The organism is Nonomuraea recticatena (assembly GCF_039533245.1).
Classification (GTDB): Bacteria; Actinomycetota; Actinomycetes; order Streptosporangiales; family Streptosporangiaceae; genus Nonomuraea; species Nonomuraea roseola.
The window spans coordinates 429,409-455,558 of record NZ_BAAATE010000004.1 but is presented as its reverse complement, the minus strand read 5'-3'; the positions used below and the strand labels follow the sequence as shown (position 1 = coordinate 455,558).

The 26,150-nt window shown below is 66.4% G+C and carries 25 protein-coding genes and 1 pseudogene; 19 read left to right on the top strand and 7 right to left on the bottom strand.

Annotation, left to right across the window (positions count from 1 at the left end; translation table 11 throughout):
* Window positions 1–9: 9 nt before the first annotated feature.
* Genes ABFX50_RS11130 through ABFX50_RS11115 form a run of 4 tightly spaced genes read left to right on the top strand, consistent with a single transcriptional unit; the run spans window position 10 to window position 2,537 of the window.
* A complete protein-coding gene (locus tag ABFX50_RS11130; protein WP_346145594.1) occupies window positions 10–1,095 on the top strand; it encodes a hypothetical protein in 1,086 nt (361 codons plus the stop codon).
* 41 nt (window positions 1,096–1,136) lie between these two features.
* A complete protein-coding gene (locus tag ABFX50_RS11125) occupies window positions 1,137–1,478 on the top strand; it encodes an ArsR/SmtB family transcription factor (RefSeq protein ID WP_346145592.1) in 342 nt (113 codons plus the stop codon).
* Window positions 1,471–2,064 (top strand): TIGR03086 family metal-binding protein, encoded by a 594-nt coding sequence (locus ABFX50_RS11120; protein ID WP_346145590.1) that lies wholly within the window; start codon window positions 1,471–1,473, stop codon window positions 2,062–2,064. Before ABFX50_RS11125 ends, ABFX50_RS11120 begins: the two co-directional genes overlap by 8 nt.
* A complete protein-coding gene (locus tag ABFX50_RS11115; protein ID WP_346145588.1) occupies window positions 2,061–2,537 on the top strand; it encodes an SRPBCC family protein in 477 nt (158 codons plus the stop codon). The genes ABFX50_RS11120 and ABFX50_RS11115 overlap by 4 nt, the downstream gene beginning before the upstream one ends.
* A 3-nt stretch (window positions 2,538–2,540) precedes the next feature.
* Here the strand turns inward: ABFX50_RS11115 and ABFX50_RS11110 are convergent, their stop codons facing one another.
* The 3 genes from ABFX50_RS11110 to ABFX50_RS11100 are packed head-to-tail and all read right to left on the bottom strand — an operon-like array spanning window position 2,541 to window position 5,567.
* Window positions 2,541–4,046: a tripartite tricarboxylate transporter permease gene (locus ABFX50_RS11110; RefSeq protein WP_346145586.1), complete on the bottom strand. Its 1,506-nt coding sequence runs from the start codon at window positions 4,044–4,046 to the stop codon at window positions 2,541–2,543.
* Between the two features lie 20 nt (window positions 4,047–4,066).
* The gene (locus ABFX50_RS11105; RefSeq protein ID WP_346128620.1) at window positions 4,067–4,510 is read right to left on the bottom strand and encodes a tripartite tricarboxylate transporter TctB family protein; all 444 of its coding nucleotides are present in this window, start codon (window positions 4,508–4,510) and stop codon (window positions 4,067–4,069) included.
* A gap of 19 nt (window positions 4,511–4,529) precedes the next feature.
* Complete coding sequence (locus ABFX50_RS11100; RefSeq protein ID WP_346145584.1) at window positions 4,530–5,567, bottom strand: tripartite tricarboxylate transporter substrate-binding protein; 1,038 nt, start codon at window positions 5,565–5,567, stop codon at window positions 4,530–4,532.
* Window positions 5,568–5,712: 145 nt separating this feature from the next.
* Between ABFX50_RS11100 and ABFX50_RS11095 the strand changes: the two genes are divergently transcribed.
* Genes ABFX50_RS11095 through ABFX50_RS11070 form a run of 6 tightly spaced genes read left to right on the top strand, consistent with a single transcriptional unit; the run spans window position 5,713 to window position 14,105 of the window.
* Window positions 5,713–6,396 (top strand): response regulator transcription factor, encoded by a 684-nt coding sequence (locus ABFX50_RS11095; protein ID WP_346145582.1) that lies wholly within the window; start codon window positions 5,713–5,715, stop codon window positions 6,394–6,396.
* Window positions 6,397–6,402: 6 nt separating this feature from the next.
* Entirely contained in the window at window positions 6,403–8,025 is a 1,623-nt protein-coding gene (locus tag ABFX50_RS11090) for a sensor histidine kinase (protein ID WP_346145581.1), read from the top strand.
* Window positions 7,961–9,178: a PIN-like domain-containing protein gene (locus ABFX50_RS11085; protein ID WP_346145579.1), complete on the top strand. Its 1,218-nt coding sequence runs from the start codon at window positions 7,961–7,963 to the stop codon at window positions 9,176–9,178. The genes ABFX50_RS11090 and ABFX50_RS11085 overlap by 65 nt, the downstream gene beginning before the upstream one ends.
* A 56-nt stretch (window positions 9,179–9,234) precedes the next feature.
* Window positions 9,235–11,754, top strand: a complete 2,520-nt coding sequence (locus ABFX50_RS11080; RefSeq protein WP_346145577.1) for an ATP-binding protein — start codon at window positions 9,235–9,237, stop codon at window positions 11,752–11,754.
* Window positions 11,751–13,499: a DEAD/DEAH box helicase family protein gene (locus ABFX50_RS11075; RefSeq protein WP_346145575.1), complete on the top strand. Its 1,749-nt coding sequence runs from the start codon at window positions 11,751–11,753 to the stop codon at window positions 13,497–13,499. Before ABFX50_RS11080 ends, ABFX50_RS11075 begins: the two co-directional genes overlap by 4 nt.
* Window positions 13,500–13,511: 12 nt before the next feature.
* On the top strand, window positions 13,512–14,105 hold the full coding sequence (locus ABFX50_RS11070) for a hypothetical protein (RefSeq protein ID WP_346145573.1): 594 nt from the start codon (window positions 13,512–13,514) through the stop codon (window positions 14,103–14,105).
* An 8-nt stretch (window positions 14,106–14,113) separates the two neighbouring features.
* Here the strand turns inward: ABFX50_RS11070 and ABFX50_RS11065 are convergent, their stop codons facing one another.
* Window positions 14,114–15,001 carry an IS5 family transposase gene (locus ABFX50_RS11065; protein ID WP_346145704.1) on the bottom strand — a complete coding sequence of 296 codons (888 nt, stop codon included), beginning with the start codon at window positions 14,999–15,001 and terminating at the stop codon, window positions 14,114–14,116.
* Between the two features lie 127 nt (window positions 15,002–15,128).
* Window positions 15,129–17,237, bottom strand: a complete 2,109-nt coding sequence (locus ABFX50_RS11060; protein WP_346145571.1) for an ATP-binding protein — start codon at window positions 17,235–17,237, stop codon at window positions 15,129–15,131.
* Window positions 17,238–17,412: 175 nt separating this feature from the next.
* On the opposite strand from ABFX50_RS11060, the pseudogene ABFX50_RS51310 reads away from it, so the two are divergent.
* A pseudogene (locus tag ABFX50_RS51310) lies at window positions 17,413–17,652 on the top strand (transposase); the annotation flags it as partial.
* Between the two features lie 22 nt (window positions 17,653–17,674).
* On the opposite strand, the gene ABFX50_RS11055 reads toward ABFX50_RS51310, so the two are convergent.
* Window positions 17,675–18,226, bottom strand: coding sequence for an NUDIX domain-containing protein (locus tag ABFX50_RS11055; protein WP_346145569.1), 552 nt, complete (start codon window positions 18,224–18,226; stop codon window positions 17,675–17,677).
* Entirely contained in the window at window positions 18,195–19,364 is a 1,170-nt protein-coding gene (locus tag ABFX50_RS11050) for an NsdA family TPR-like regulatory protein (protein ID WP_346145568.1), read from the bottom strand. The genes ABFX50_RS11055 and ABFX50_RS11050 overlap by 32 nt, the downstream gene beginning before the upstream one ends.
* Window positions 19,365–19,834: 470 nt before the next feature.
* Here ABFX50_RS11050 and ABFX50_RS11045 point away from each other — a divergent pair, with 470 nt between their 5' ends.
* The 8 genes from ABFX50_RS11045 to ABFX50_RS11010 all read left to right on the top strand — a co-directional run bounded on the left by ABFX50_RS11045 (window position 19,835) and on the right by ABFX50_RS11010 (window position 26,135).
* Window positions 19,835–20,122 (top strand): hypothetical protein, encoded by a 288-nt coding sequence (locus tag ABFX50_RS11045; RefSeq protein ID WP_346145567.1) that lies wholly within the window; start codon window positions 19,835–19,837, stop codon window positions 20,120–20,122.
* A 385-nt stretch (window positions 20,123–20,507) separates the two neighbouring features.
* On the top strand, window positions 20,508–21,014 hold the full coding sequence (locus ABFX50_RS11040) for a hypothetical protein (protein ID WP_346145565.1): 507 nt from the start codon (window positions 20,508–20,510) through the stop codon (window positions 21,012–21,014).
* Entirely contained in the window at window positions 21,008–21,832 is an 825-nt protein-coding gene (locus ABFX50_RS11035; RefSeq protein WP_346145563.1) for a hypothetical protein, read from the top strand. The genes ABFX50_RS11040 and ABFX50_RS11035 overlap by 7 nt, the downstream gene beginning before the upstream one ends.
* Window positions 21,833–21,910: 78 nt before the next feature.
* Entirely contained in the window at window positions 21,911–22,471 is a 561-nt protein-coding gene (locus ABFX50_RS11030) for an SAF domain-containing protein (protein ID WP_346145561.1), read from the top strand.
* Entirely contained in the window at window positions 22,468–23,148 is a 681-nt protein-coding gene (locus tag ABFX50_RS11025) for a CpaE/TadZ family protein (protein ID WP_346145559.1), read from the top strand. Before ABFX50_RS11030 ends, ABFX50_RS11025 begins: the two co-directional genes overlap by 4 nt.
* Window positions 23,145–24,434: a TadA family conjugal transfer-associated ATPase gene (locus tag ABFX50_RS11020; RefSeq protein ID WP_346145557.1), complete on the top strand. Its 1,290-nt coding sequence runs from the start codon at window positions 23,145–23,147 to the stop codon at window positions 24,432–24,434. Before ABFX50_RS11025 ends, ABFX50_RS11020 begins: the two co-directional genes overlap by 4 nt.
* Window positions 24,431–25,261 carry a type II secretion system F family protein gene (locus ABFX50_RS11015; RefSeq protein WP_346145555.1) on the top strand — a complete coding sequence of 277 codons (831 nt, stop codon included), beginning with the start codon at window positions 24,431–24,433 and terminating at the stop codon, window positions 25,259–25,261. The genes ABFX50_RS11020 and ABFX50_RS11015 overlap by 4 nt, the downstream gene beginning before the upstream one ends.
* Before the next feature lies 1 nt (window position 25,262).
* Window positions 25,263–26,135 (top strand): type II secretion system F family protein, encoded by an 873-nt coding sequence (locus ABFX50_RS11010; protein ID WP_346145553.1) that lies wholly within the window; start codon window positions 25,263–25,265, stop codon window positions 26,133–26,135.
* The last annotated feature ends 15 nt before the right edge of the window (window positions 26,136–26,150 follow it).

The following is a 26,150-nucleotide window of genomic DNA, read 5'->3' as shown; positions in this document are numbered from 1 at the left end:
GAGGATTCCGTGGCCGTCGCCCGTCTTGTCGCCACCGTCGCCGCACCGCTGGACCCTGCGTCCGCGGACGCTCCCCAGGTGCTGCACCGGTCCGGACGCAGGCTGCTCGTCCAGCGCGGTGACACCGAACTGGTCGTCCTCGGTCTGGACGTGGCCACCGCAGGCGGGCGGCTCACGGAGACGCGCTTCCCCGCCCCGTGGCCGCGCCGCTTCGGATCGGTGACCGTCTCGCCGGAGGGTGAGGCCGCGGTGTTCGCCGGCGCTCACGCGGTGCGCTGCGTGGAGGCGACCGGGGCGACGCGCTGGGAGGTACGGCACGGCTGCTGGGAGGGCGAGGACCCCCACACGCACACGTCGTTCGCCGAATACACCGACGACGAGGACCACTGGTCCGCCGACAACGGATCAGCCGCCTTCTCCGCCGACGGCCAGCTCGTCTGGGCGCACGTCCGCGGCCCGTCGGGTGACACCGAGGAGACGGAGGACGACCAGGAGCTGTGGCTCGTCATCGACGCCACGAACGGCAGGGTCATGGGACGCGCGACCACCATGACCGTGGCCTCCAGCTCCGAGCACACCCCGCACCCGGACCCCGCGCAGATGGGACTGAGCGTCGGCGAGGGCGAGGAAGGCTCGCCCGTGCTGTGGGGACGCTGGGACGGGCAGCGGCTGACCACCGAACAGCTCGACATCGAGCGCATTCTGCTGGCCGTGAGCCCATCCGGCCGACACCTCCTGACCGTCCCCCTCGAGCAGGGGACCCTCTCCCTGCACCGGGTGGAGGACGGCACGGTCCTGCGGGAACTGGACGCCCAGGGCACAGTGACGCCACACCGGGGGAACATCGGCGGCGACAGGATCTACTGGGACCACGAGGCGGCCTTCGTGGACGAGGACACCGTCGTCGCCGGCACCTCCGTGTGCGACGCCCGGTACGGCACAGTCCGCCACTGGCTCGTCGACGTGCGGGAAATGACCCTGCGCGGCGAGATCTCCTACCCCTTCCCCGTCTCAGGGCCTCCCCGCTCAGCGGGCGGCGGCACCTGGTACACGGTCTCCGAGGACCGGACGTCCCTGCACCTGTGGCGGCCGTGAGCGGCTTGACATACCAGCCGGTTATATAAACAATCGGTTATGTGAGTGTGGATGCCCTTGACGTCACCTTCGCCGCCCTCGCCGACCCGACGCGCCGCGCGATCCTGGCCCGGCTCAAGACCGGCGAGGCCACGGTGACGGAGCTGGCGGCGCCGTTCGACATGACGCAGCCGGCGATCTCCAAACATCTCAAGGTCCTGGAGCGCGCCGGGCTCATCTCCCGCGGTCGGGACAGGCAACGACGGCCCTGCAGGCTGGAGACCGCCGCGCTCAAGGAGGCCACCGACTGGCTGGAGGGTTACCGGAGCTTCTGGGCGGACCGCTACGACAACCTCGACACGCTCCTGAACGAGCTCAAGGAAGAGGACACCCGTCATGAGTGAGACAGCCGACCGCTACCGGCGGCGAGCCGACGCGTTCGAGCGCAAGGTCGTGGCCGTGCGCCCGGACCAGTGGGCGAACCCGTCCCCTTGTGAGAAGTGGACGGCCAGGCAGGTGGTGCGGCACATCCTCGACATGCACGCCGTCATGCTGCGCCCGCTCGGTCGCTCCCTCAGCCCCGCGCCCTCGGTGGACGAGGACCCGCTGGCCGCGTTCCGCGCCGCCCGCGCGGACGTGGAGGCGATCCTGGACGACCCCGCTCTCGCGGGCCAGGAGTGCGACACACCCTCCGGCAGGGTGACCGCGGAGCAGCACATCGACCAGGTCGTCAGTGAGGACCTCCCGATGCACGGCTGGGACCTCGCCCGCGCCACGGGCCAGGACGACACGATCGACCCCGAAGACGTCGAGCGAGCCTGGGCGGCCATGGAGGCGCTGCCCGCCGAGCTGGTGGAGAAGTTCCGCACGCCGGGCGCGTTCGGGCCGGACGTCGAGGTGTTCGGCCCGGAGGTGAAGGTCGAGGAGGACGCCTCCCCGCAGGACAGGCTGCTCGCCTTCATCGGCAGGGATCCGCGGTGGCGTCCATGACAGCGGAGCTGACCGTCGCCACGCCGTCGGAGCGCGCCATCGTCATGACCCGGTCGTTCGACGCCCCCCGTCACCTGGTCTTCGCCGCCTGGACCAGGCCGGAGCTGATCAGACGGTGGTACGGCGCGCGCGGCTGGGACATCGTCGAGGCGCGGATCGACCTGCGGGTGGGCGGCGCCTGGCGGTTCGTCTGGCAGGGGCCCGACGGAGCGGTCATGGCCTCGGGCGGCGTCTACCGCGACATCGTCCCACCCGCCGTGCTGTCCTACACCGAGTCCTTCGACGACCACTGGTTTCCTGGCGAAGCGTTGGTCAGCCACGACTTCACCGAGCAGGACGGCACGACGACCCTCACCACGACGCACCTGTTCGCCTCGAAGCAGGTGCGTGACCTGGTGATCGCATCCCCCATGGAGCGCGGGGTCCGCGAGGGATACGAACGGCTCGACGAGATCCTGCTGACCCTTCCCTGAGTCCTAGTCCTCCTCCGTGAACATGACCTCGCGGCGCCTGCGAATCGTCGGGAGTGCGGCGGCGACGAGCGCCGCCACGGCCAGCACCAGGAGCACCGCGGAGATCGGCCGGGTCAGGAAGACCGAGGGGTCGCCGCGGGAGATGATGAGCGCCCGCCGCATGTTCTCCTCGAGCAACGGCCCGAGGACGAAGCCGAGCAGCAGCGGCGCCGGCTCGCAGCCGCACTTGATCAGGACGTAGCCCAGGAGCCCGAAGAACACGATCGCGTAGACGTCGTACGCGTTGAACCCCAGGGAGTACGTGCCGATCGCGGCGAACAGGATGATCATCGGGAACAGCACCTGGTACGGGATGCGCAGCATGCGCACCCAGACGCCGATCAGCGGCAGGTTCAGCAGGACGAGCAGCACGTTGCCGATCCACATCGACGCGATCAGGCCCCAGAACAGCGCCGGTTCGTCGGTGATGACGTTCGGGCCTGGGGTGATGCCGTGGACGATGAACGCGCCGACCATCAGCGCCATGACCGGGTGGGCGGGCAGGCCCAGGGTGAGCAGCGGGATGAACGACGTCTGCGCGGCGGCGTTGTTCGCCGACTCGGGGCCCGCGACGCCCTCGATCGCGCCGCGTCCGAACTCCTGCGGCCGCTTCGAGATCCGCTTCTCCACGGCGTACGAAGTGAACGAGGCCAGCACGTGGCCACCGCCGGGCAGGACGCCGAGGGCGGCGCCGAGACCGGTGCCCCGCAGGATCGGGCCGACGATCCGGCGCCGGTCCTCGCGGGTCGGCCAGAGGTTCTTGACCTTGCTGACGATCGCCGTGCGGGTCTGCTCGTTCTCCAGGTTGCGCAGGATCTCGGCCACCCCGAACATGCCGACGGCGACCGAGACGAAGTCGATGCCGCCGTACAGCTCGCGCTGGTCGAACACGAACCGGGGCGTGCCGGTGTAGATGTCCTGGCCGACCGTGCCGAGCAGGACGCCGAGCGCGATCATCGCCAGTGCCTTGAGCGCCGAGCCACGCGCCAGCGCGATCGACACGATCAGGCCGAGCAGCACCAGCGAAAAGTATTCGGCAGGGCCGAACTTCAACGCGACGCGGGCCAGCGGTGGGGCCGCGACGGCCAGGACGACGGTGGCCACCGTACCGGCGATGAAGGATCCGACCGCGGCGGTCGCCAGCGCGGCGCCGGCCCGGCCCTGCCGGGCCATCTCGTGCCCGTCCAGCGCGGTGACCGCCGCCGACGACTCGCCGGGCAGGTTGATCAGGATGGCGGTCGTCGAGCCGCCGTACTGTGCGCCGTAATAGATGCCGGCCAGCATGATCAGCGCCGTCACCGGCTCGAAGCTGAACGTGATCGGCAGCAGCATCGCCACCGTCGCCGTCGGCCCGATGCCGGGCAGCACACCGACCGCCGTCCCGAGCAGCACTCCCACGAAGCAGTAGAGGACGTTCTGGACCAGGAGGGCGGTGGCGAAGCCCAGCGCGAGGTTGTCGAGAAGTTCCATGCCTCAATCCGGATGCCGCGTCAGAACCCCAGCCACGGGCCCCAGAGAGGGATCCGCAGCTGTAGTCCGACGACGAAGATGAGCGTGCTTGCCACGGTCAGCCCTGCGGTCACAGCCACGGCCATGAGAGGCCGTACGCGCGAGCTGGCCAGCGTGGTGAGCAGGGCGGTCACCGCCGACGTCGGCACGAATCCGAGGCCCCGGACGGTGAATCCGAAGAACAGGAGCGCGAGCACGATGAAGACGACCGCGCGCCAGGGGATCGGGCCGAACGCGACCACCTCGCCGGCGATGAGTCCCTTGACGACGATCGCCAGGCCCAGCACCGCCACGATCGCGCCGACCAACAGCGGGAAGGCGCCGGGGCCCATCCGCAGTGGGGTGCCCAGCTCGTAGCCGAGCGACCCCACCACGAACGCGCCACCGATCAGGACGAAGATCGCCCCGGCGAGGACGTCAGGCAAGGACCGGCGGCGCTCCATCTCAGGAAACCTTGACACCGGAGTCGGCGATGACCTTCGCCCAGGTGCCGAGCTGCTCTTCGAGCTTGGCCCGGTGCGCCTGCGGCGTCGCGTCCTCGGCCGGGACCGGCGCGGTGCCGAGCTTGGCCATCTGGTCGATGACCTTCTGGTCGGCCAGTGCGACCTTCAACGCCTCGGACAGCTTCTGGACGACGTCCTGCGGCGTGCCGGTCGGGACGTAGAGACCGTGCCACACGCTGACCTGGAGTTTGGGCAGCCCGGCCTCGGTCGTGGTGGGCACATCGGGCAGGCTCTTCACCCGCTCCGGCGTGGTGACCGCGTACGCCTTCACCTCACCCGCGGAGATCTGGCCGCTGGTGTTGGTCGTCTGGTCGCACATGAAGTCGACCTGGCCGCCGACGAGGTCGGTCAGCGCGGGGCCGGTGCCCTCGTACGGGACCTCCTGGAGCTTGACCCCTGTGGCGGCCTGGAACAGCAGGCCGCACAGGTGGGACGCGGCGCCGATGCCGGCGTTGGCCAGCGTGACCTTGTCGGCGTTCGCCTTCACATGGGTCACCAGGTCCTGGAGCGTCGCGGGCGCGAAGTCCTTGCGGGCGACGACCGTCATCGGCACCTCGGTGACGAGCCCGACCGTCTGGAAACTCTCGAGCGGCTTGTAGCCCAGGTTCTTGTACAGGGCGGGCGCCGTCGACATGCCGATGTGGTGCATGAGCACGGTGTAGCCGTCGGGTTTGGCCCGCGCGACCTCGCCTGCGCCGACCGTGCCGCCGGCTCCCTCGACGTTCTGGACGACGATCTTGCCGCCCAGCTTGGCGGCCATCGGCTCGGCGATCATTCGGGTGACGGTGTCCGTCGGGCCGCCCGCGCTGAACGGCACGACGATCGTGATGTTCTGGTCCGGGTAGCCTCCGGCTTCGCTTCCGCCGGTGGCGCCTGTTCCGGTGGTGCCTCCGTTGCCGGAACAGGCGGCGAGGAGCGAGACGACGCCGATCGCGGCGACCATCCGCGCGGCGGCCCGGTACCTGCTGGTCGTTCTCATATCGCGGCCTCCTCGTCAGCGCATGCGCTGCGTCGGTGAGTGCTCGATCTCAGTCTCGGACGGAAGGGACGCGGATAGTGTCAGGGTAATCCCAAGAACTGAAGGACTGCCGCTAGCGTGGAGCCGGGCCGTACAATCCGCCGGTATGCGGATCACCATCATCGAGGATGACGACCGCGTGGCGCGGGGTCTGGTGACCGTCCTGGCGCAGGCGGGCTTCGAGGTCCACCGCATCGCCACGGCCGCGGAGGCCGTGCGCGCCGCCCCGTCCGACGTGGTCCTCGTCGACCTGGGTCTGCCCGACGGCGACGGGCTCGACGTGATCCGCAAGCTGCGTGACCGCCCGGAGACCGCCGTCATCGCCGTGACGGCACGGTCGGAGGAGCACGAACGGGTCCGCGGCCTGCGCGCCGGCGCCGACGACTACATCGTGAAGCCGTTCGGCATCCCGGAGTTGCTGGCCCGGATCGACGCCGTCCTACGGCGCACCCGGGTGGCCCGCGCACTGAGCCACCCGGACGAGCCGCTCGCCGTCGGCCCGATGCGGATCGGCGTCGGCACCCGCGAAGTCGCCGTCGACGGTGCGCCCGTGGCGCTGACCCGCAAGGAGTTCGAGCTGCTCCTGCTGCTGGCCAGGCGGGCGCCGAACGTGGTGAGCCGCGACGTCATCCTCGACCAGATCTGGGGCGCGACCTGGGAGTCCTCGAGCCGCACCCTGGACACCCACATCGCGGCGTTACGGCACAAGCTCGGGCCTGCCGTGCTCATCCGCACGATCCACGGGGTCGGCTATCGGCTCCTGGCCGACCGGCCGGAGCCGACCGGCTGACCCGCCGTGCACCGTCGCCTGCTCGCCATCCTGGTGCCCCTCGCGGTGCTGCTCGTCGTGGCGCTCGGGGTGCCGCTCAGCGTCACCGTGGCCGAGCGGGAGATGCAGGAGACCTACGTCGACCGGCTCAACGACGTCGGCCGGTTCGCGTCGCTGGCCGAGACCGCGCTGTCCACCGGGCGGACCGAGGCGCTCCACCAGGAGCTGGCGCGCTACCGCGAGCTGTACGGCATCCCGGCCGCGGTGATCGACACATCAGGAACGGTGCTGCTCGGACCCGCCGGCGCGTACCAGGAGGCGGCGCGCGCCGAGCCGGCGCTGCCCCGGATCGTGACCGCGGCCCTGGCAGGGGCGAGGTCCGAACCGTCAGGGGAATGGGCGCCGTGGGACGACTCCGCACTCGTGGTCGCCGAGCCGGTGGGCCGGGACAGCGAGGTCGTCGGCGCCGTCGTGACGATCTCCGACCTGTCGAAGACACGCTGTCGCATCCTCGTGCGATGGGCCAGGCTCGCCGGGCTCGGACTGCTGCCGCTGATCGCGCTGGTGGCCGTCGCCTGGCCGGTGTCGGCGTGGGTGCTGCGACCGGTGCGGGAGCTGGACGCCGCGAGCTCGCGGATCTCACAGGGCGACCTCACCACCCGGGCGGACGCCGAGGCAGGCCCTGTCGAGCTGCGGCGACTGGCGGAGTCCTTTAACACCATGATGGACGCGGTCGAGAACGCCGTGCAGCGGCAGCGGGCGTTCGTGTCCGACGCGTCGCACCAGTTGCGCAACCCGCTGACCAGCCTCAGGCTGGCGGTGGAGAGCCTGGAACCGCACCTGCGCGCGGCCGGCGACGGGCGGCAGGTGTACGACGTCGCCGTCGACGAGCTGAAGGCGATGCAGCGGATGCTGAACTCGCTGCAGGCCAGTGCGCGGATGGAGAGCATTAGGACGACGTCGCCGGTGGATCTCGACGCGGTGCTGGCGACCCGGGTGGACCGGTGGCGGGCGTTGACGGCGACGGCCGGGCAGACACTGAGGGTCGACGTGCCGCCGGGACTGCGGCTGCTGGAGCCGTCGGGCGGACTGGGCAGCATCCTGGACGAACTGATCAGCAACGCGCTACGACTATCGGACGCGCAGGTGGTGGAGGTGACCGCCCGAGTCGTGCCGGGTGGCGCGGGCGCCGGACACGTCGGTGGTGTTTGCGCCGGGCACGGCGGTGGTGCGGAGGCCGGGCACGTCGGTGGTGTTTGCGTAGGACATGGCGGTGGTGCAGGTGACGGACGCGGCGACGCCTCCGCGGCCGGAGGTGTGGTCACGATCGCTGTCCGTGACGATGGCCAGGGGATGGACGCGTCCGAGCGGGCCCAGGCAATCCAGCGGTTCTGGCGGTCGCCGCGGCACCAGAACGTGTCAGGGACGGGACTGGGGCTGGCGATCTGCGCGGATCTGGTCGGGGCGGCAGGGGGCGAACTGCGCCTGGAGGACGGCCTGCCACGCCCGGACGGGTCCGGCCACGGCTTCGCCGCGGTGGTCGCGTTACCGGTCGTTCCACGGGTGGCATCGCCGTCGGCTGTGGATGCCCCATCAGGTCGGATTGGAGTTCGTGCGGGGCCGGGCTGGCGCTATCAAGGGGCGGATTGACGAACTAACTCGGGCGCCCCGGGAGGTGACAGAAGCCTTTGAGGCGGCATGGCGGCAGGTATCCGGTGCTACTTCGCGAGTAAAGAAGCTCCTGGAAGACTATGCAGGTAGTGAAGGTGCAGCTGAACTTGACGAGCTGATCACGAAAGAGGAGTTCACAGCACTGACAGACTCGTGGCGCTCCACGCTTCTCGCGAAGGCAAGGGGAATCAAAGACGAGGACGACTTCGGGGCGGCGACCTTCTCTGAAGGGTCGGACACCCTGCTCCCGCAGATTGCCGCATTGTTCGGGGACGCAATCGGCGAGCCGCCAAGTGAGTCGGAGTTAAAGGAGCGCGTTGAGCATGCCACGGCGTTCCGATTCCCCAACAAGGTCCCGCCTGGCTTTTCTGACCTGGGCAAAGGCACGGAGCTGTCCGCGGCCGGGGACTACCTCCTCTGGGAAGAGCTGATTCAACATGCCCGATCGCTTCCTGATGGAGCAAGGGTCATCCTTGCGTCGAGGGACGGCAAGGAGGACTGGTATCAAGCGGAGGGCTTCGGCAACAGTCAACGGCCTTGGCCTGACTTGATCGACGAGTTCGAGCGGCGGACAAATAGCCGGCTGCTCTTGGTCGGCCCGGCGGGATTCTATGCAGGAATCAGGGAGTTTCTAGGTGCTGAAATCGCGAGCAGCACGATCGACGAACTTAATCGGCCCGCTCCTCAGGACGAGGAGGAGCAACTCTTCGTCTCGCCCAAGGACCTGGCGGGCCAGGACCCGCCCGAGGAACTCGTCCTCGATGCCTACCGCTCTGCGGGATTGTCCAGCAACGCAATCCGGCAGGCACTAGGGCGCCCCTCCGACAGGCTCTTCCAATGGTGGCTGATCGGGACTACTCGTGATCTGGGGATACGGCCGACCAGGGAAGGGGAGCCACTCTTTGATCTTCAGGCGGTCCTGAAGCCCGAGGCGAAACCCGGTCCTGGCTGGCTCCGGGCTTCGGACATTGTTCGCAGCGGCGAATTCCCATACCTCTCGATGTTCATCGCGCCATGGTTTGCCTCGATCCTCCAGATCAGCCCGCAAGTAGATCGAACGATCCTGCTGCGGCTGGCGCACCGCCATGGCAGTGCTACGGGCTTTGGAGCACCTGACCAGGCCCCAACGTGACCTGACCTCTAGGTACGCACAGACAGACCGGCAATCCGCTCAAGTAATGGGAACTCATGGCGTACAAGCTGCTCGATATCACTCCCACACCAGAGGTCCTGGTGGCTCTGACCCGGACACCGATCTCTCCGCTCGATGCCCTCAGCGAATTGATCGACAACGCCATCGACTCGTTTCGCGCCGCAGAGATAGAGGGGCATCCGTCGCCGGTCAGGCATGTGATCATCGAGATTCCGGGATTGACCGCGGTAGATCGGGGAGAAGGCCTCATCCGTGTGCGGGACACCGGGCCAGGCTTGACTGCGGAGCAGATAGCCAACGCGATGCGCGCGGGGTTTACTTCCAAGAACCATTTCGACACCCTCGGCCTGTTTGGCATGGGCTTCAACATCGCGACAGGCAAGCTCGGCAGGATCACCCAGGTGATATCGGTGCGAGCGGGAGAAGACCAGGGCCTGCGGGTAACCCTTGACCTACCACGGCTGATCAAGGAGCGGAAGTTCGAGGTAACTGCAGAGGTTATCGATCGGCCGCCAGGGCTACAGCACGGCACCATTGTAGAGGTCCGCGGATGGTGGCCTCAGGGGGACGCCAATCACGGATTCATCCGCGAAGTAGCCAGGATGCCCAAGAAGACCTTGCGCGAGCGGTTGGGCCGTCGTTACGCAACGTTGTTGCGTGGTGCTGCCGAGGTCGGAATCAAGATGACAGTGAATGACGAGCTATGCCGGGGATTCGAGCACTGTGTCTGGTCCGAGGAACGATATGTCGAACGCGCAGGGCACGGAAGAATTCCGGCCAGGATCAGCTTCGATGAGGAGCTGACCCGTGCCCGCCGCTGCCTGAAGGATGGAGCCGACTTCAACGGAGAGGCTGTATGCCCTCGATGTGGAGGAAATGAAAGCAGATCAGTTGCCGAGCGGATTCACGGGTGGGTGGGCATCCAACGTTTTGATGATGCGACGCAGTTTGGCATCGATCTCATCAGAAATGGACGAGCAATTCGGACTGATGAGAAGGATGCATTCTTCACCTACCATGACGAGGTCAAAGGAACCGCTGAGCGTGAGTATCCGATCGACCAGCAATATGGCAGAATTGTTGGAGAGGTCCATCTAGACCACGTCCCCGTCGACTTTCAGAAGCAAAACTTCCAGATCTCGACCGAAGAGTGGATTACTGCACTTAGATTCCTGCGGGGTGACTCACTGCTGCCCAGTCAGTGGCCTGAAGGTATGTCAAATACGACTCCGATCTCCAGGCTATTCCAAGGGTATCGGAAGGTCCGAAACTTTGGTCGTGCCGACATGTATATGGGCATTTATGACGAGGTCAAACGCAAGGCAGTACGTATCGGCCGCGATGTCGAGGAAGCCTACTACAACAGGTTCCTCAACCGGCAAGAAGGATATTACGATGATGCCAAGTGGTGGGAGCTGGTAGAGACTGCCAACGAGCCACCTGTAGAGGATCTCCCGGAATGCGAGCAGTGCGGCTTCCAGAATATCCGTGGCGTCGAGAGCTGCGGCAATTGCTCGGCGATTTTCGCCGGCAAAAACTGTTTGCGAGCAGACTGCGGTGCCCTCATCCTGAGGAACGCGGATGTCTGCCCGGAATGCGGTGCAGATCAGAAGCCTCAGGTTATGTTCCCTTGGAAGTGCCCATTCTGCGACTCCAGCAACAACGCTGGAGTCGAAGAGTGCACGTCGTGCGGTCAGCGCGAAGGGGACCCTCACCCGGCCAGTGTGGCGATCCTGGAAACAGAAGCCCAGGATAATTCAGAACTCAGTGTCTCTGGGCTCTCAATCGTGCTCTGCAACGGGAAGAATTCCACGCCGCTCGATATCGTAGTCCGTAACATTCATCGCCAGATTCTCATTAGCTTCGGGCAGCCGGCAGTCCCCCTAGTGGTGGAGCGTGCAACTGGTCGGATGACTGTCTATCTGCATCTGGGGCACCCTCTATTCGCCAACGGCATCCGGCCGGCGTACCTTGTAGCGTCCGAGGCGGCGCAGTATGTATATAGCGTTCACCAGGATCTGGCTGGCCGCCCGGGGCACTCAATGGCCATCCTCACCTCCGACCTGCTTATGCAAGGATGGGGAGATCTGGTAGCCGAGAACGCCGAAACTGTTCGTCAAGCAATAAGGGCTCTGTTCTCCAATATTGTTGATCGGGTGGTCGATATTGGACACACAGAGGATTTTTACGAGGAGCTTGACCCCGGCCAACAGTCCGCTATGGCGACTGAGATGATCAGTGCCGATATAGACTTGGCTGAGCTGGGACGGCTCAAGACCGGCGGCTACCTCAAATACTGCTCCCCAGAGACATTGGCGGCCTTCTTTGGCCGCTATCCCTCCTCTTGGTTCGACGGCAATATATGGAGCGATCCATGGCCAACCGAACCTCAAGTCCCCCGGGTAGCCGCTGAAGCATTGCAGGCTGAGCTGAAGACTAAGTATTTGCGTTGCCTTGAGGACTGCGCTTCGTATCTACGCTATCAGCAGCCCGAGCGACTGCTCATTGTCCGAGCTCGGGCAGCGGCAGAGTTTCTCGGTGACAAGCTCGCATGACTCAGCGAATCGTCACCGATAGGCTGCTTGACGACACAGGGTGGCAGGCATTTGAGCGAGTTGTAGAACGCCTGCTGCTGGGACTCGGGTATGAATCGATCCAGCGCGTCGGGGCATCCGGAGATGGTGGTGCGGACGTTATCGGCACCCTGCATGGGCGTCGATGGCTTTTCCAGGCAAAACGCTGGGCCCAACCAGTTGGCGCTGCTGTAGTCGCAGAGACCATTGCGGCATGCCACCGCTATGAAGCAGATATTCCGGTACTGGTCAGCCTCAATGGCTTCGAACCGGTCGTGCGTGCACAGCAGCAGGAGCTTGCGACGCAGGGGCTGCTCCTGCAGCTCTGGGACCGGAAGACCCTCAGGCGTCAAGCGGAGCGTATCCCCGAAGCGGCGGCGGCAAAGCGGTTTCCAGAAAGGTACGAGCTGCGGTCTTACCAAGCGCAAGCTGTGGATCGGATCACTGCCGAGTTTGTCAACAGCTCTCGGAGTGCCCTGGTGTCTCTCGCTACGGGGCTGGGTAAGACGGTCGTTGCCGCCGAGTTCCATCGCCGGTTCAGTGCACTTCGGCCGGGAGCCCGCACTCTTGTCCTTGCCCATCGCAACGAGCTCGTGTACCAGTTGGAGCGGGCATTTTGGCCGATGCTCCCAAGTTCCATGTCCACCGGGGTGTGGAACGGACACGAGCGCCCCAATCCGGCCACACTCGGCGAGCTCGATATTGTCTTTGCCTGCGTTGATAGCGTGGCCACAGCCGTGAAGGCGGGTCGGGAGCTGCCGCCCTTCAACCTTGTCGTCGTTGATGAGTGCCATCACCTTGGAACTCGTGCATATGACGCGGTCCTGGGCGAACTCTCTGCAGGTGATGGTGGAGCCTTCCTGGTAGGGATGACTGCCACTCCATGGCGTCCGGATGGCACGGACCTCAGACGCTGGTTCGACTACCCAGTTGCCGATGTTGATCTCGTCAGAGGGCTGCGTGAGGGGTACCTCTCCAACGTCGATTACCGGATGTACACCGATAACATCGACTGGGAGGCACTCGCTCGAGGACTCTCCGTGGAGCTGCCCGCGCTGTCTCCTCGGGGCATCAACCGGACCTTGTTCATTGACGAGTGGGATGACGCCGTCGTTGAACGGCTCGCTCAGGTCTGGCGGGAGCAGAAGAACCCTCGTGGCATCGTCTTCTGCGGCACGATCGACCACGCCGAGCGTATGGCGGGGCGGATTAACGCGCTTGGCTTCACAGCTGCGGCCGTGATCGCGTCCAGGCGCAGCGACGGCAAGGCGATGGACATGCCGACGCGCAGCCGCGCGCTGTGGGACTTCGCTGATGGTCGCACTGGGATTGTCTGCGCAGTCGACATTCTGAACGAGGGAGTAGACGTACCTGACGTCAACATCGTTGTCTTTCAGAGAGTTACGCACAGTCGGCGCATCTTCGTCCAACAGCTTGGCCGGGGGCTGCGGCTCTCACCCGGCAAGGACCGCGTCATCGTCCTCGACTTCGTCTCTGACATCCGGCGATTCGCAGCGGGGCTGGACCTCCAAGAGAAGCTAGGCAACGCCGACGCTAACTCACCACGAATCCGGCTCGGCAGCAAGGTGACCTTCCTCAGAGCTGGGCGTGAGGATGTCCAGGGAGCGCAGTTCCTGCGCGAATGGCTGGGGGACGTGGAAGCCATTCAGGATGCCGGTGAAGACGCCCATATTCTGCGGTACCCTCCGAATCTCCCCTCTCGTTGACTGGAGACATAGGTGCCCCCCACCCAAGCTGATTCCCATGACGCCTGGAGCCGCCTCCGCCCTGACGCCGTGCAAGGCGTCAAAGACCTGCTCGCACAGCTCGAACGAAACGGGCCTACGCAAGACTTGATCGACGTCTACCTCTATAGCAAGCGGATCCTCGCCGAGGCGATGGAAGCGCGGATGTCTATCGAGCTGGGTGGAGGCTGCGAGACGTTCCATCAACTGCGCGAGAGACTCGCAGAGCTGATGCAGGAGCAGTTCGGGGGCAAGGTGCCGGAGGAGTATCTGGGCGTCCCGTTCGGTTCGCACCTCCACGAGAAGCTCTTCCTCTTGCTGCTGCAACGGCAGGGAGAAGAGGTCCCAGGAACCCTGATCCGGGTGGTCGCGGGTGACTCCGTACATACTGAGCGGCGGGTACGGGAGCTCCGAGAACTGGGATTGGATATTGAGACCGGCAAGATCGGTAATGTAGATACCTACAAGCTCAACTCACTGCACCTTGATACGTCCTTCATTCCTACCATCATCTTCAACACTGCTCGCAATAAGAAGCATCGCTTCATGAAGCAATCAGAATTGAAGAGGATTCTGGGCCTCGACTAGGCCGTGTTTCATAAGGCGCGGAGCCATCCGTTGATCGCGGCGATGGTGAGTGTGGCCTCGAAGCGGACGGCGAGCTTGTCATACCGCGTGGCCATGGCACGGTTCTGTTTGAGCTGGTTGATGCCGCATTCCACAGCATGACGCTGACGGTAGAGGGCGACATCGAAGGCGGGAGGCCGCCCGCCCGTGGAACCCTTCGCGCGCCGGTGAGCGTCCTGGTCGGCCTTGCTCGGGATGCACGCCTTGATCCCACGCCGGCGTAGATGGCCGCGGTTGGCCTTGCTGGTGTAGGCCTTGTCGGCCAGGACCCGATCGGGACGAGTCCGGGGCCGGCCGCCACCTGGTCGGCTGATGCGGATCTTGTTCAGCACGGGGATGAACTGCGGGCTGTCACCCCGCTGACCGGCCGTCACCAGCAGAGCCAGGGGTTTGCGGCCCTGTTCGCAGACCAGGTGTGTCTTGGTGCTCAGCCCACCGCGTGAACGGCCCAGCGCATGATCGTCCGGTTCGTTGTGCACCCCGCCGGGCGGTTCCTTCTGCAGGTGAGCGTCCCGGCGCGCCCCAGCGGCATGCTGATGGGCCCGGCTGATGGTGGAGTCCACACTCACCGTCCAGCCGATCTTCCCGGCGGCGTCCGCGTGCGCCTGCAACGCGGCCAGGATCTTCGCCCAGGTGCCATCACGCTGCCAGCGGCGGAACCGGCCATACACCGTCGACCAGGGCGCATAAAGCTCAGGCACGTCCCGCCACGGCGCGCCGGTCCGGATCCGCCACCGGATTGCGTCGATCAACTGCCGCCTGCTCCACTTCGGCGGACGACCGCGGCCCGAAGGCGCGGGTAACAGCGGCTCCAACGCTGCCCATTGCCCATCGGTCAGGTCGTGCCGCCTCGTCACCGCTACGCTGGCCACGAGGTCTCCGGTACTTGCTTCTTCTTGGTCGTTGAACCAACTACCGGAGACCTCGTCGTTTATCGATGACCGCCACGCCGCAAGCCCTCAAAGACCCTTTTGAAAACACGGCCTAGGCGTCCACATTGTCTCGATGGGTCTCTGTTGCCGTAGCTGGGTCGGGCAGGAGGCCATTTGCGGCGAGGGAACCTGAGTCGGCCGGGCGTAGTGACTCTGGAATGTAGCGCTCATAGCTGGCTACCAGGTGCTGGGTCACCCTTTCGTCAGTGGCCTCGTAGTTGAGTTGGCGCTGGAAGAACGACAACTTCCGCTCGGCGGCGTCGAGGATTTCGCCCCAGCTCTTCACCCACACGTCGTACTCAGGTTGATGGTCTGCGAGGCCATCCGGTCTACCCTGCTGCCTGATATCGCGGAGGATCTGGTCGTGGAACTCATAGGTGACCAAGTAGAAGCTCCACCTAGTCTTCGTTCCTCTGTACTGGGGATTGTCGATGATGGCGCGAGCGTAGGACTTGACCTGATCCAGCTCCTTCCTGCCGACGATCACGGAAGGGCGTTTTAGCTCGATCACGAGCCTCTCGGTGGAACGCTCGTCGCCGATGCCGCGGAACAAGACAATGTCGACTCTGCCGCTTCGGCCGTCTTCGCGTCGCACAGTGTTGAGCTGAGTCTCCAGAGCGGCGTCCTCTCCGAGGAGACCAAGGTGGGCTCTGAGAACTCCTGTCAGGCCGACCTCGGGACGCGCAAGGGTCCACTCCTCGCCGAACAGCCACAGGTTCTGGGAGATCATGGGGTGGAGCTCGTCGACCTCTTTGAGCTCTTCGCGAAGTTGATCGCTGGCGAAGATCTTCCGGAGGCCGCCGATGAAGTCGAGGCGATTGGCCACCGTCGCGGCGGCCCCGATGACGTCGGACAGCTCGGTGCGATCGAGAAGTCGGGCTAGGTTGCCGCGGTCCTCGTCGTTCAGGGACAAGACGCTGTTGAGGATTTTCTGGAGATCTCCAGGTCCGCGCTCCAAGGCGGAGCGGATGAGGTTGACGGACAATCTTCTCGCGGTGCCGCGCTGAGGGAGAGCGTTGCGTGCAACGGTGACCACGACGTCGAAGGTGCGACGCTCGACTTCCTGGGTCGGGCTCGGGTTGTCGGCCCCGTACGGATAGATCCCCTCATCCTTGAGCTGGCGGACGACCTGCGTCTCGATCTCCTTATTCCGCTCGCGTAGGTGATCCCGGATCGCCTTCGTCGCTGCGTCGAGGAGGGGACTATGCGTCATCGTCAGCATGTGGAGGTCGGCGATCGCTAGATCGTTGAAGCGATTTGAGCGCAAATACGGTGTGAAGCTGACCACGGTGTCGGTCCAGTCGTCGCCGTATTCGGTGAGTGCTATGCCGTCGGAGTTGCAGACAAGCATCTTGCGATCCGTCATCCGCTCCTTCCACTCCACGAAGGTGATGTAGGGAGCGGGAGAGTCCTGGGCGTACTCCTCGGGTAGCTCCAGGGGCAGATCCCGTGATGCTTCCATGATCTCGTCGGGGTTCAGGCGAACTCTGTCGTACTCGACCACGGCTTCTGGATAGGCCTTGAGATAGAACGCGAGCTTGGCGGTAAGGTTGGCGGCGGCGTCGCTCGCCTCCAGAGGACGAAGTCTCCTGTCGTCAGGTACTCGGATACGGACGGTCGTGCCGGGCCCAGCGGTAGTTGCGGTCGGCTCGCCCACATGCCACTTCGTCGCGCGGTGGACATCAGCGGTGATGTGGGTCGCGACCGGTTTGCCGTCTACGAGAGCAACGCTGTCCCAGACGAACTCGTTGCCGAGCGCGAAGACGTACAGACGCCCTTCCCCCAGTCGGCCATGGAGGATCCGCTTGTTTCCCGCGGTATGGGTCTTGGTCGCTTTCCAGGATGCGCCGTACTCCCTGAACGATTCACGTGCGCGTTTCGGGGTGATCCCATGGCCGTTGTCCGTCACCACGATCTCCGTGATGGCGCCGGTCTCATTGCGGCGCAGTTCCACGACGACCGATGTCGCATTGGCGTCGAGAGAGTTCCATACGAGCTCAGCTATCGCGGTGATTTTCTTCTTCTGCTCGAATTGAAGGATCTTGCGCTCGCCGACTTCCAGGAGGAGTTCTGTGGCATGTGGAGGCGACGGCGCAGGGACCGGAAGGGCATCGCTATCGGCTCTCTGTGCGGTGTCCGCGTGCGCATGCTGGTCGGTCATGCGCCCGACCGTACAGCTCGGGACGCTCATCGACCACACAGACACAAAGGTTGCCAATAATCGGATCTCATCACTTTGGTGCAGCAAGGGAGGATGAGGCGCCCTGAGAATTCCGGACAGTCAGCAGCATAAGCTGACAATTAGTTTGAAAGGGTAAGGGTCCGCGGCAAGACCTCGTCATGGCTTCCCGCCTGAGTTCAAGCAGGAAGCCGTTCGTATGGTGCTGGAAGGCCGGTCGATCGCGTCGGTGGCCCAGGAGTTCGACATGAACACCAGCACGCTCAACAACTGGGCGACGCTGCACCGGGCATGCCCGGCCCGAGACCGATCAGCCGCTGGCAGGGCCCTGTTCGGGCGCGGCTGCGGGAGTTGGAGCGGGAGAACGCCGAGCTGCGGGAGAAGCTCGTCTTCCTGAAAGCAGCCTTAGATTCAGGCGGTCAGGCTTCAGATCGCAGGTCTGACCCGGTGGTCCTCCGATCCGGTGGTTCGTGACCGGTAACAAGATGGCCGTGTTCGAGATAGGCCGGGACGTCCAACGCTGCCTGAAGTCTGCGCCACACGTATGGGCGGAGAAGGTCCCGAGCCTCGGTGACGTGTACGAAGCGTGCCTCACCCACTTCGTCGTCGACCGGCCGCACGCCCTCCGTCACCGTCCCGCCCTCGAAGATGAACATGAGTGAGTCGTCCCAGGGACCATGGGGCGGAACCCAGTCCACCACCAGGAGGCGTCCGATCTCCAAGCCCAGGCCGAGTTCTTCCTGGATCTCTCGGCGGGCCGCTGCTGCGGGGGACTCGTTTGCCTCGGCCATTCCTCCCGGAAGATCCCAGTCGGGCTTATATCTAGGGTTTACGAGTAAGATGCGCCCGTGCTCGTCTTTGATCAGCACATCCGCGCCCACACGCTTTCGCGGCTGCTTCGCATTTCCCTCCGCCAGATAGGCGTTCCATGCCTCGGGGTCACGCTCGTAGAGCGGAGTCTCCGGGTTCACGACGAGCTCCTCCCCACTCGTACTGCCACCGCCGCTCCCTCAGTGCTCGATCTAGTACGGCGAGGCAGTCCACCGCCATCTCCACTCCACGGTACGCCTCCAGCTGCCCACGAACCTTGGCCAGTTGCCGGGTGACGACGAGCGAACTCAACGTCTGAGTCCCCTCAATCACTTCGCGCATCACGTTGCATGCCTCGTCGAGTTCGCCGGTCTCGAGCAGCACGTTCACGAGCACGAGCTGCCCCAGTGCGCGGCTTCGGGCAGTGCGGCTGGTTGGTCGTAGCGCGATGGCCTGCTCAACCTGACGGCGGGCTGCGGACAGCTGCCCTAGCGCGACCATGGACCGGGCGGCGTCGAGGGAGAGGGTGCCGTGGTCGAACGGTCCGGCCCACGGGGAGATGGCGGCCGGTTCGCGTTGGAGCGTGTGCTCGGCCTCCGTCAGGAGCCGGGAGCACTCGCCGGAATCTTGCAGCTCAGCGAAGCCTCGCGCGGCCATGCTCAGCAACCGGGCTCGCATGGCCGACGCGGCCGTACGGCTCTCGGTCAGCATTGTGGTTCCGCGCTGTGCGAGCCGTACGGCGTCACTGCCTTTCCCGAGGTGCCGGGAGAGGTGGCTCATGCTGCCGAGGATGTGAGCTTCGAGTTGCCGATCACCACCGACGCCCGCGAGGTCGAGCGCGCGGGCGAAGTGATGTCCTGCGAGGCCGTCCTGCCCGGCGTCGTGGGCCATCCATCCGGCCATCTCGGTGAACGCCGCCGCGGCTACGAAGGTCGAAGTGCCGTCCGAGCCGCCGAAGAGTCGAGGGGCGACGTCGCGTTCGAGGTATCCGAGCACCGTGGCGTACAGATGGCCGCCGCCGACCTGGCGATCGGCGCCGCGGAAGGATGCCATGGCCTCGAGGTCGTGACAGTCAGTCAAAGGCCGGGAGGAACGGGGCACAGCCACAGGCTCGGGGGCGTCTGGGTTGAAGAGGTCGGCTTCGCTCAGCCCGAAGGTGCGGCAGAACAGCAGCCTGTAGCGCTCGCTCAGCGCTGCGATCTTCCCGGACTCCCACCTCCGGATCGAGCGCACCAGCGCCTCGTGATCGGGAAGATCCCGCCCATTGTCGCCTGCGGCCTCGCGAAGGCGACGGGCCATGCTGTGCGTGTCCCAGAGCCGGTCCTTGCGTTCGGCGCGGATCCGGGCGGCCCATCGGGGTGACTCCACGGTTCGCCTCCGTACTCGCCCGAGTGCTTTGCGTGTCCGCCGGTGCTCCCCATTGTCACCCTCCGCCCGCCCGTGCGCAGGCCCTCTACTGGGAGTAACCCGATTCCCGGCGATACGAGGCCACCGATGAACGAGAACGACACGCGAATGCTCGCGGCGCGGCTCCCAGGCTGGACGATATGGTACGGCGAGCAGACCGGGAGCTTCTGGGCGCTTCCCAAGGCCCGCGGACTCCCGCACATCGAGGCGGCCACCGCCGTGGAGCTGGAACAACGGGCGAGGGCGGTCGAGCAGCGCCTTCACATTCTCCCCGTCACGGTCCCGAGGTCGGCGACAAGACCGTCCGCGACCAGGCCTGGGCGGCGCTCGCGGCGGCGGAGGCGTACGGCGGGAGTGTTGACATGACCGTCGATGAGGCGCTTGCCCGATTGCGCGAGGAACTGGAGACGGCAGGGGTGCCAACCGAGGACCGGGATGTCTGGTACCTGACCGAGGAGCCCTTCCTCAGCCTTGCGCCAGGCCTGGTGGTCTTCGTCGGGGTGCGGCGAGGCGTCCGGTGGCCGATGAAGAACGGCCAGTGGCGGGAACTCCCGCTCGACCGCCTGTCCGAAGCGGCGGCGCTGATCGCCCCGCTCTACCGGGAGCGCATGAGTGGCGCGGAGCGCGCTCCGCAGGCTGAGCCCGTGTGATCCGCGGGCTCCATTGACCGGCACGGCGATGTGATGTGGCGCAGGCTCACATCGCCGTGCCTTCCAGCCCCGGCGGGTCCATCAGGGAGCGGCACCGGGCCCGATCCCCGTCATCTCGTGCCGCATGCCACGAGGGGCTCGCCGGGCCGATGCTGTGCGGATCAGGTAGGAGGACCTGATCCGCACAGCTGTCGATTCCGGATGATTTGTCATTACATATGTGAATAAACGATAACGCGATCAAGCCCTTGACCTGCAATGATTCCATTGCGTTACTGGATTTCCGTTCACTGTCGCATTACCGTTGCCAGTCCACGCGGTTACCAACCTCTCGAAACTGCGAGGACGAGTCATGCGGCGACGGTGCGCCCAACATGGACGTCACTTGGCGGGGCTGATCGTGCTGGCCGCTCTCGCGGCCTGCCAACCCGCCGAGAGCGAGCCTGCTGCTGAAACGCGGCCATCCTTCACCGCGTCCGTCGACCCGTCGGCATCCGTCAAGGACGCCCTTATCACGGCCTACCGCGGAATGTGGCGGGACTTTGCCGATGCCGCTCGGACTGCGGACTGGAACGATCCCGACCTTGCCGATCACGCCACAGGCGATGCCGAGGCGAAGCTCCGCTACGGGCTCTTCCTGGCCAGTAAGAAGGGGCAGATCGTCAAGGGCGAGCCCCGGCTCCTCCGCCCCGAGATCACCAAACTCGAGCGCGAAAAGGCCGCGATCGCAGACTGCGTCGATGACACAGGCTTCCTCGTTTACGCCAAAGACGGGAAGCGCGCGAAGGACGCGGCTGGTGCAGGGCGCCACCTGGCCACGGCGACGTTGAAGCTCCGCGACGGCTCTTGGTACGTCACCTCCTACACCCTCAAGGAGGCGGGGACGTGCTGACCCAAATCCTGCTTGCCTGCGCGCTTGTCGCCGGAGTCCCGGCAGACGGTGACGGAGGAGGCACCGGCATCGCTGAGTGCGGCAGCTTCGGCAGTCCCGGCTGCGCCACCGAGGCCCGCCGCTGGTGGGGCGTCAACCGCGCTACCCCGGATGTGGGCGGGAGCGGGAGCCGTACCGGAGGCACGGGCGTCATCCAGCGTCCGAGCTGCACGACCGCCCCAGCGCAGGCTCCGGCCGGAGCACCTGCGAGCGGTCGATGGGTGCTGATCACCTGCCCAGGACAGGCACCGTTGCTGGTCCGCGACGGTGGCGCGCTCGAAGGCGAACCTGGCGACGACGCCCCGGCGATCACACCCATCATGGTCGCCCTGATGGCCAGGGACCGCTTCACGCTTCCCTCGCCCGCAATCGCCTCGTCGCCGAAGCCGTCCGATCCACAGCTCGTCCGCCTGCCCGTCTGGCTCGCCGTCGACTCGAGCATCTGGCATCCGTACACGTCGAGCGCATCCGCGGGCGGTATCACCGCGACAGCCACGGCGACGCCGACCACGGTCACCTGGAGCATGGGCGACGGCACCACCCGGACCTGTTCCGGCCCGGGCACCCTCTACAGGGAAGGCCGCGACGATCCGCGCGAGGAGTCGCCGACCTGCGGCCATACCTACCTGAGGTCCAGCGAGAAGTACCGGGTCGTCGCCACCATCACGTGGGCCGTGACCTGGAGCGCCGCCGGGCAGAGCGGTGTCTTCCCGCCGCTCGTCACCACCGCAGCCGCCGGTTTCCGGGTCGCCGAGAGCCAGGCCATCGTCACCACCTGAATGGGGGAGCCAACCTTGGTCGCCACAGTGGCGCGTCCCAAGGCCACCGCGCCGAAACGTCGCCGGAGCGTGGGAAGGATGTTGTTCGGCGCGCTCATAGTCCTGGGCTGCGCGTTCGCCTCGGCCGCCGTGACGCTGCGCATGGGCGCTGAGGAGCACGGGGCGCTCGCCGTGCAGACGGACCTGCAGGCCGGGCACGTCCTCACCGCGGCTGACCTGCGCGTGGTCAAGGGTTCGATGGACGCGGACCTCGTCCCGCCTGGCAAGGCGAAGTCGATCGTCGGCCGCCACACGAAGGTCCCCCTGCTCGCCGGCACGCTACTCACCGCGAACGCTGTCGGCGCTCCGGCTTTTCCGCCGCCGGGGCTCGCGGTGATCGGCGTCGCGGTCAAACCTGGCCAGTACCCGCCGGACCTCGCCCCCGGTGATCGGGTCTCGGTGACGCCCATCCCTGAGGTCGGGGCAGCGACGAAGACGAAACCGGTGGTCGGGGTCGTCACCAAGGTGGACCGGCCGGAGCAGCCGCAAAACCCTGCGGTGGTGACCGTCCTGCTGCCGCAGCCCGACGCGCAGGCCGTCTCGATTCCGGCAGCGCAGGGACTGGTGAGTCTGATGCAGATCTCTCCGGAGATGCCATGACCGTGATCGGCATCGCCTCGGTCAAAGGGGCCCCAGGAGTGACGGCCTTCGCGCTCGCGCTGGCCTCCACGTGGCCGGGGAACGTGGTGCTCGCCGAACTCGACGCTTCTGGAGGGGATCTCGCCGGACACCGCGGGCTGCAACCAGATCCTGGCATCGCCTCGCTCGCCACGGAGATCAGGCGCGAGCGCGACGTGGAGGTGCTGACCCGGCATGCCCAGATGTTGCCGAGCGGCCTCAAGGTCATTCCGGCTCCGTCACGGCCGGCACAGGCTCACGCCGCGATCAGCGCTCTGGCCGGAGTGTTGCCTGAGGTGTTCCCCAAGCTCCTGCGGGAGACGACACTGATCGCCGATCTCGGGCGGCTGACCGGAGCATCCGTGGAGCTTGCCGGATCGATGGACCGGCTGCTGGTTCTCACCCGGCCCAAGCTGACCGATCTCGCCCACCTCGACGGGCTGCCGCCGAACGCGGAACTGGTCCTCGTGGGTCGCGGGCCGTACCCGCCGAAGGAGGTCACCGACGCGCTCGATCTGAAGATCCGCGTGCACCTGCGCCACGACCCTGCCGCCCAAGCGTTCCTCGAAGGGCGGCGACGCCGTACTCGCCTGGTGCGCGCCGCACGACAGCTTGCGGCCACCCTGGCCGTGTCCGCCCAGTTGGAGCCGGTGCCGTGAACGACCTGATCAAGCAGGTACGCAACCAGGTCGCCGATCGGATCGCTGCGCGCAGCCGGGCCGACGAGGAGGCCGGGCGCCCGCCGATGTCCCCGAAGGAGCGGAGGGAGTACGGCAGGCGGCTCACCACGGAAGCGCTGGACGCGCACATCAGGCAGACCATCGACGCCGGACGCCCGCCGCTCGACCCGGCCAGCGAGGCGAAGATCGCCAAGGAAGTCGACAACCGGCTGTTCGGGCTGGCCGGATTCCAGCAGTACCTGGACAACCCGAAGATCGAGAACATCAACGCCAACGCCTTCGACGACGTTCACGTCACCTACGCCGACGGCACCTCCAAACAGGTCGGCCCGGTCGCGGAGTCGGACGAGGACCTGGCAGAGACGATCCGTACGGTGGCCGCTCTGCTCGGCGTAGGGGAGCGCAGGTTCGACCCCGGCTCGCCGATGCTGGAGATGGAGCTCCCCGACGGCGCCCGGCTGGTGGCCACGATGGCGATCTCCCGGCAGACCGCGGTCTCCATCCGCAGGCACCGCTACCCGGACGCCACCATGGGCGACCTGTCCAGGACCGGCACGTTCGACCGCTGGCTGCAGAGGTTCCTCACCGCCGCGGTCCTGGCACGCAAGAACATCGTGGTCGTCGGAGCGACAGGCGGCGGCAAGACGACTCTGGTCCGCGCGCTCGCCTCGGTGCTTCCGCGCGATGAGCGGATCATCACCGTGGAGCACCAGTTCGAGCTGGGGCTCGACCGCGATCGGGAGGCGCATTGCGACGTCCTGGCCTTCCAGGCGCGCAAGGCGAACATCGAGGGCCAGGGCGCGGTCACGCTGCCCGAGCTGGTCCGCATCGCGCTCGGCATGTCGCCGAGCCGTGTGATCGTCGGGGAGGTCAAGGGCGACGAGGTGATCCCGATGCTCAACGCGATGACCCAGGGCAACGACGGCTCCCTCAGTACAGTCCACGCCAGTTCCAGCGAGGGCGCGTTCAAACGGCTGTCATCCTTCGCCATGCAGGCCCCGGAACGGCTGTCCGCCGAGGCTGCGGCGATGCTCGTCGCCGAGGCGCTGCACTTCGTGGTCTACCTGACGCTCACCCGCGAGGGAACCCGCGTCGTCTCCAGTGTCCGCGAGATCGTCGGCTGCGACGGCATCAACGTCACCTCCAACGAGATCTACGCCCCAGGCCCGGACCGCCGCGCCGTACGAAACCACCCGCTGCGAACCGAGACCCTCGACGAGTTCGAGGCCGCCGGGCTGGATGTAGCAGGGTGGCTGGCGTCGTGACCGAGTACGCCCTGCTCTCTGCCCTGCTCGGCGCTGGAGCCGGTCTGGGGCTTATCGTCCTCGCTTCGGGCTGGAAGCGCCGCGCCGTCGAGCCTCGACGTCCACTCAACCCCCGGATCCTGGTACGGCTGGCCGCAACGATCGGCATCACCGTACTCGTGGGGGCGGTCACTCGCTGGCCAGTCGGCGCCGCGCTCGCCGGGCTGGCCGCCTGGTTCCTCCCCAAGGCGCTCGGGCCTGATCGCGAGCACGCCCGCCAGGTGGCCAGGATCGAAGCGGTCGCGGTCTGGGCGGAGATGCTCCGCGACACCCTGGCCGCCTCCGCAGGACTCCACCAGGCGGTCGGCAGCACCGCGGCGATCGCGCCCGAGCCGATCCGCGCCGAGGTCATGGAACTGTCCGCGCGCCTCGACCGGGGAGAACGCCTGCCGTACGCGCTGAAGCTCCTCGCCGACGACCTGGCCGACCCCACCGGCGACCTGGTCTGTGGCGCGCTCATCCTGGCCGCCAAACGGCAGGCCGGACAGCTCGGCGACCTGCTCGGACGGCTCGCAGAGGCCTCGCGGGCGCACGCGGTGATGCGGCTGCGGGTCGCGGCTGCCCGCGCCCAGACCCGCTCGTCGATGCGGACCATCATGGCTGTGACCGTGCTCATGGCGGGCGGGCTGATGCTGTTCAACCGCGACTTCCTGGCTCCGTACGGCACTGCCATCGGTCAGGTCGTCTTGCTTCTGGTCGGGCTGGTCTTCGGCGCCTCGTTCATGCTGATCCAGCGGCTCGGCCGGATCGGCGAGCCGCCACGCGTCCTCACGAATCTGGAGGACTGACATGGCGCTGTCACTTCTGCTCGGGGCCGGGATCGGCCTTGGCCTGGTGCTGGTGGCGTTCGGGCTGTGGCCGGCGCGCCCCTCACTGGCGCAGGAGCTCGTACGGCTACGCCATGGCGATCCGGCCAAGGCTCCAGCGGATCCCGATGCCGTCGCGCGGCTCGGCCGGCGGCTTGCCGTACGTACTCCTGTCAGCGAGGCCATGCGGCGCGACCTGGCAGTGTGTGACAAGAGCGTGGAGCGGTACTTCGGGGAGAAGCTCGGCGCCGCGCTCGTCTTCTCCTTGCTGGGACCCGGCTTCTACGGGCTGCTGGCGCTCGGCGACCTGTGGCTACCCTGGCAGATTCCGGTGTGGTGCATGCTCCTGCTTGGCGTCGCCGGCTTCTTCATGCCCGACACCGCGATCCGCGCTGAGGCCGCGAAGCGCAGGGCCGAATTCCGGCACACGTTGTCGGCCTTCCTGGACCTGGTCGTAGTCTCGCTCGCCGGAGGTCGTGGCGTGGACGGCGCGCTGACCGATGCCGCCGCCGGTGGAAGCGGTTGGGCCTTTGTGCGGCTGCGCGCCACCCTGCTGGCTGCCACCTCCGCTCGCCGCACACCATGGTCGGCGCTTGGTCAGATGGGCGAGGAATACGGCATCGGCGAGCTGCGCGAGCTGGCCGCCTCCGTGGCGCTGGCAGGGACCGAGGGCGCCCGGGTGCGGGCCTCGCTGGTGGCCAAGGCGACGTCGCTGCGCGCGCACCAGCTGGCCGAGATCGAGACGGCCGCACGGGCTTCGACCGAGCGGATGAGCGTGATGACCGTCGGGCTCTTCGTCGGGTTCCTGCTCTTTGTCGGCTACCCGGCCATCGCGGCCGTGCTCACGGGGTTCTAGATCAGATGGAGGCAC